Below are 5,799 nucleotides of genomic sequence, written 5' to 3'. Positions count from 1 at the left end.
GGAATGGCCAAAGCAATGGCGACAGGGGGAATAAGAAATGCGATCCGTCAAGGGGCTCGATTTACTCCCAAAATTTCAGAAGTCAAGTCTGTTCTAGTAAATATCAGACGATACCTTGATCCAGGAATCGAAACCATCGCTGACGGGAGTAAATTTGTGGTCAAGGAGTTAGTGGCTTTAAAAAATGAAGTTTGGGTAAAAAAGAACGTCAAACAACTTTTGAAAAAAATTGACGGTTTGGTAAAGGAGACACCTACGTTACCGAAAGATGTCATCAGGACTTACTTGCCAGGAAAGGGCTTAGAGGTTCCTGCCAGACGAATGGAAGATGATAGCTATAGATTGGTGACGGATCTGAAAGGAAGTGATGTCTATGGCAATCCTTTCTGGTTGAGAGGGAACCTGTTAGCGAGATTTACGGGGCCTGCCTCATTTACGGAGGAACAAAATGCGCTGCTCAAGCGGTTAGCTAAAGAAATTGACCCAGATCAGATTTTTGTAACTGCACCAAATCTGAATCCCAATGCCTATGGCAATGGGGAAGTGATGTCTGTCTCGGAAGTAGGGAAAGCAACTAAGTATTTCATTACAATAAACGGTCATACGGTTCCTGTGAGAGTAACCCCTATTGAGGAGCGTGGTGTACGTTATGATGTGGTAGATGGAGAGAAGACTTATCGCGTGAATTTCAATGGGAGAGAATGGTATTTTGATAAAGCTCCTTTTCCTTTTGTTTCAAAAGAGACAGCAGACGGAGTGATAAAGAATATTGATGAGTTTGAATCAATAAAAGATCCTAGTCTTCTTTCCGCCTCAGATGAAAGAGGACTGATGTGGAACAGTTTAGGAAGATCTTACATCAAGATCTATGATCACTATATTCCATTGATTCAATTGTATCAGGATTTGGATTGGTATCATCTAGTGAAAGAAGATGTCAATCAGCCAATGACCGTATTGGTATTCGATCCTACAATTGAAAAGTTTCGTTTTCCGACAAGTTCAGAAAAGGCGTTGTGGGAAGAAGTGAGATCAGGACAAAAAAAATGGACCTCAAAGGTAACTAGCATGTTAAAAAGGGAAAAAGGAAATCTTCCACCATTTCAAACCATGCCAGATTCACCAGGAAGAGGAACAGAGTGGAATGAGATTAGAGATGCTTTAGATATTGAAGTTGTTGGGGAAATCGTAGACCGAGTTGAAGATGATACTGTTCTGATGAAACCGTTCACTTCGTTTATGCCAATCCCGAAACCTGTCGTTGTTAATGATGACGTTTTCAGTAAGAAAGCTATGCTGGATTGGCTTAATGATCAGTTTCCAATAAAGCCGCCCCTTCCCTTCCGAATATATAAGAGTCTTGATTTAAGTAAGGCACCAGACTTTCTTAAACCGTTTCTGTTAGAACTGGCAGCAGAGTATGCGAAAGCACAATTTTATTACCAAAAAACATTCGAGGTGTGTCAAGAGTTGTTAACGAAAGAAAGAATTGCAGGAACCTCGCAAGGCCAATATTTGATCAAAATGTTTAGACTGGAGGGGGTAAGAAATCCAGAAGCCATCTTATTGGAAGTTGTCAAAAAATTGAAGTATATATCAAAAAAAGGAACAGAATATCTTCAAAAGACAGCGGACTGGGGCTTTGAGAATATTTATATCCTCTCCACAGATTTAGTTAAGAAAAAGGGAACACGAAAATATCGTTCAAAATATGAGGAGATTGTCACCACGAAAGGAACAATGTTTCTTTATGATCCAGAATGTCGAATATTTATTTATGCGGATGCCTTCCACTTAAATCCGGAACTCGCTCCAACAGAAGAATTAAATGTACTTGTGAGTAACACAATTATGCATGAAACCGCTCATATTGTAAGTGACGCACAAGATCTCACGGAATATTATAGAGTTGCTAAAGGTAGTGTGAAAAGTGGAGAAAGAATGTTGGAGGAATATAAATTCAAAGATTCGAATATTTTAGAGAGTGACGGTTTCAAAAGCTTTGTGACACAACTAGCCGTTTATCAAGATAGTTTGACTTTGTCACGAAATACCGTGTGGAGAGAAATAAGAAGAAATACTATGTTGCGGGTGAATTTACAGATGTGTGAAGCAGAAATGTTGATGATCATTATCAGAGATTTTGCGCAAGGGAGAGATTTCGAAGGGAAACTTCGTGTGACTAGAAGTCTTAACGATTTGCCGCTGTGGGATGGTTTGTTGTTTACATTTTCAACACTAATTAATATATTGGGTTATGATAACTTGATGATGAGTCCTAAATTGGAAAGGTTCCAAGAGCAAACAGCTGACAATCCCGACTTAACAAGTGGAGTGACTAATGAAGAGGATTATTCAACAACCATGAAAAGAGAAAAGAGAGAGATAGACACGTGTATCGAAAAAAGCGAAAGTACAACTCATTCTGTCTCTAATCAAGAAATAAAGACAGAGCTTATAGAGCATACAGCTAAGCGAAGTTTGTTGAACATTGTAGAAAAAAGTAATAGCACAAGTCAAATCGTTTCTAATCAACAAACAGGCATAGCATCCATACAACTTACAAAACAGCAAAGTTTCTTAGAACTCGTAAACAGTAGTAAAGGAGAAAGCAATCGGATGAGTCAGAATCATATCCATTCAACAAATAAGCAGAAAAAATCAAACTTACAACGCTAAATCAAGTAGTGTATGACTTTACTCCATCATTCATGAAGGTAAATGACACAACGATGGAATAAAGGATATTGGAAATCAGGGATGAGCTGTAATTAACGAGGAGCAGCTAGTTAGTTATGAATACTTGGTTAAAAGTATAGACTATGTGTATAGGATAGTCTAGAAAGGATAACCCAAAATCGTAAGTGAGTTTTGAAATCATTTGGAAGATATCAGAAACTTAGCATTTGACATTAAGTCAATTGGGGATTTTCTTAGTAGAAACGAATGATTTAGAAAAAGAAGTAGCTTATACATTCATTTTTTCAATTTTCCGTTGTTCGTTTTGAAATAAAAAACTTACGAAGAATAATAGGATTTTTTTCAATAGGATAAACGGATAAAGTAATGAACATTATTAGAATGATTTTGACGTAAAACATCGATTATGATTGACTATTTCGATATTCTAGGTTTTACTTTTACTTAGGTGTTTTTGTACATATAGATCAGAGCATAAAGGGGGTGATGATAAGATGCCATACGTATCTTATTTAAAAGAGTTCAAGGACTTCAGTAACTAGACTATTTTGAAGTATTCTTCTTCAAAGTAGCCGATTTTGTAAGAAGAAAGGACTCAAAAAACATGGAACAATACATTGAACCGTACCAGTACTTTTTTATTAAACGAGAGACAGAACAGCTTCTAAATGTTTATCATTCTGTCAATGATCCAAAAACTGTCGAGACAGTCCAAACTCTAGCAAAGGAAAATATTTTCGAAATCTTGTTACAAGAGGAAGAAGCAAAAAACGCAATCGAACCGTTTTTAAATCAAATGATGGATAGCCGATTGAAAAAAGAGCAAGCAGATGCAATGCTTGCCGAATTGAAGACAAGGGTAGTGCCGTTTAATCAACCAACAAAAGTGCAAGTAGAGAAAATATTCCGAAAAGTGAAAAAGCTCAAACACCCAGATTGGCAGATCATGGATTTAAAAGAACATACCTATATTGGCTGGAATGATCCAGGAAGCCAAAAGAAATATATTCTTTACTATCAAGATGATCAATTAAAAGGCGTTCATGGTACGTTATCACCAACGATTTTAAAGGGGATTTGTGCTATCTGTCAAAAAACTTCTCAAGTTTCGATGTTTCTTTCTACCACAAAATCTGGTAGTGACGGTACGTATACGAAAAAAGGGAATTATATTTGTCACGATAGTGAGCAATGCAATCGGCAGTTAGTGAAACTGGCATCTTTTTACGAATTTACAGAGATTGTGAAAAAAGAAAAATAAGCACATTGTCTTTTTTAAATAGATATGCTATTGTTTTGGTACATGTAAATAGGCGATGGTGTTCGCCATGAAATGTTAATCAGAAGATAACTAATGACACCTACTAAAATTCGGGGGGACCGTCTTTTTAGTAGGTGTTTTTTTGAGGAGGAAAAGAAATGAATCATCGGTTTGCTGAATCAGACAGTCTATTGATCTATATGATCAAATGGTTGATGATCACAGCAGTTTTAGGCATTTTTATGGGTAGTCTTTCTGCTTTTTTTCTTACTAGTTTGACCTTAGTTACAACTATTCGAGAAACACATACTTGGCTATTATTCTTACTACCTATCAGTGGGGCATTATTTGCTTATTTGTATACTCATTTCGGAGGCAATTCTAACAGGGGAAATAATTTAGTGATCGATCAAGTAAACGGTGGGCAAGAAAAAATCCCATTACGCTTGATTCCTTTGACATTATTTGGCACGATTACTACTCATTTGTTTGGTGGTTCAGTTGGTCGTGAAGGCACAGCAGTCCAGATGGGGGGAGCCTTGGCGGAAAATTTGGCACGATTAATAAAACTAAATCATCTTGATCGTGAGATTTTAGTTGTCAGCGGGATCAGTGCTGGATTTAGCTCAGTTTTTGGAACACCTTTAGCTGGAACATTATTTGGCTTAGAAGTTTTATCCATTGGAAAAATGCGGACAGAAGCGATATTTCCTAGTTTCTTTGCAGCGTTATTTGCCAATTTCATGACTGAATGGATTGGTGTAACGCATATCCATTATTCGATGGGGCAGATTCCTCAATGGCATTATTTGCTATTTTTCAAATTATTGATTGCCGGCATGTTATTTGGAATGATGGGTTTTATATTTAGTCGATCGATAGTATTTTTAAAAATGTGTTATGCAAAATGGATTTCTGATCCGGTACTCAGAAATTTCATTGGTGGGACATTTGTTGTTGCCGTAGCCTTGATTTTACAAACAAATCGTTATTTGGGGCTTAGTCTACCTCTCTTACAAGATGCTTTCAATGGGCAGGCTAATTCCTATGATTTTTTAGGAAAACTAGGCTTTACTGTCCTCTCTTTAGGAGCTGGTTATCAGGGAGGAGAGGTAACACCGCTATTTGAAATTGGAGCAACTTTAGGATCTACACTAGCACCAATTTTAAATGTTTCCATTCCTTTTTTAGCTGGACTAGGTTTTATTGGCGTTTTTTCTGGTGCTACGAACACACCCATCGCTTGTTTTGTCATGGGAATCGAATTATTTGGTAGTGAAGCAGCTAGCTTCTTATTCATGATCAGTTTGATCAGTTTTATGTGTTCAGGGAACCAAGGGATATATTCTGCCCAAAAAATAGAAGTAAAAAAAGGTATCTTGTTTTTACCAATTTTCAATCATATCGGAAAAAGACGAAAATAAAAGATATATACTGAATAATCAGAGGCTAAAAAAGTTAGACATTCACCTTTTCTAAATGTTTATAATAATAAACAAGAAAAATTATAAATTTTCTTAAGTTATAATTTGGATGTATGTAAAATATTTACTTATAATACAAAAAGAATACCGTAAAACAATAAGAAGATGTTTTACGGTATTCTTTTTCTAGCATTCAGATCAAATATTATTATCACGAGCTTATTTGTGATGGAATCTATAGCAATAAGCCAATAAATTACAAAAAAATGAGAAGCTATTTTCTCAAATTTCATTTTAATACTCGGAGCAAAACGGTTTCTTCACGACCTCTATAAACGGTGTTCAAGTAGCTACACTTTGGTCATAAGTCAAAAAAATAAAAAATGTGAGGAGCCATTTTCTATTTTCTTTCCT

General features: G+C 36.2%; 2 protein-coding genes, 1 pseudogene and 1 riboswitch. All 3 genes and pseudogenes read left to right on the top strand.

Annotation, left to right across the window (positions count from 1 at the left end; translation table 11 throughout):
• A pseudogene (locus tag A5844_RS03670) lies at positions 1–2,679 on the top strand (hypothetical protein); the annotation flags it as partial.
• A gap of 625 nt (positions 2,680–3,304) precedes the next feature.
• Positions 3,305–3,961 (top strand): FusB/FusC family EF-G-binding protein, encoded by a 657-nt coding sequence (locus A5844_RS03665; RefSeq protein WP_086283922.1) that lies wholly within the window; start codon positions 3,305–3,307, stop codon positions 3,959–3,961.
• Positions 3,962–4,003: 42 nt separating this feature from the next.
• Positions 4,004–4,071: riboswitch (Fluoride riboswitch) on the top strand.
• Between the two features lie 48 nt (positions 4,072–4,119).
• Positions 4,120–5,385, top strand: coding sequence for a voltage-gated chloride channel family protein (locus A5844_RS03660; RefSeq protein ID WP_086283921.1), 1,266 nt, complete (start codon positions 4,120–4,122; stop codon positions 5,383–5,385).
• The last annotated feature ends 414 nt before the right edge of the window (positions 5,386–5,799 follow it).

Origin of the sequence: Candidatus Enterococcus wittei (genome assembly GCF_002140175.1) — a bacterium.
Lineage (GTDB): Bacteria > Bacillota > Bacilli > Lactobacillales > Enterococcaceae > Enterococcus_B > Enterococcus_B wittei.
This window is presented reverse-complemented; position numbering and strand designations above follow the sequence as displayed.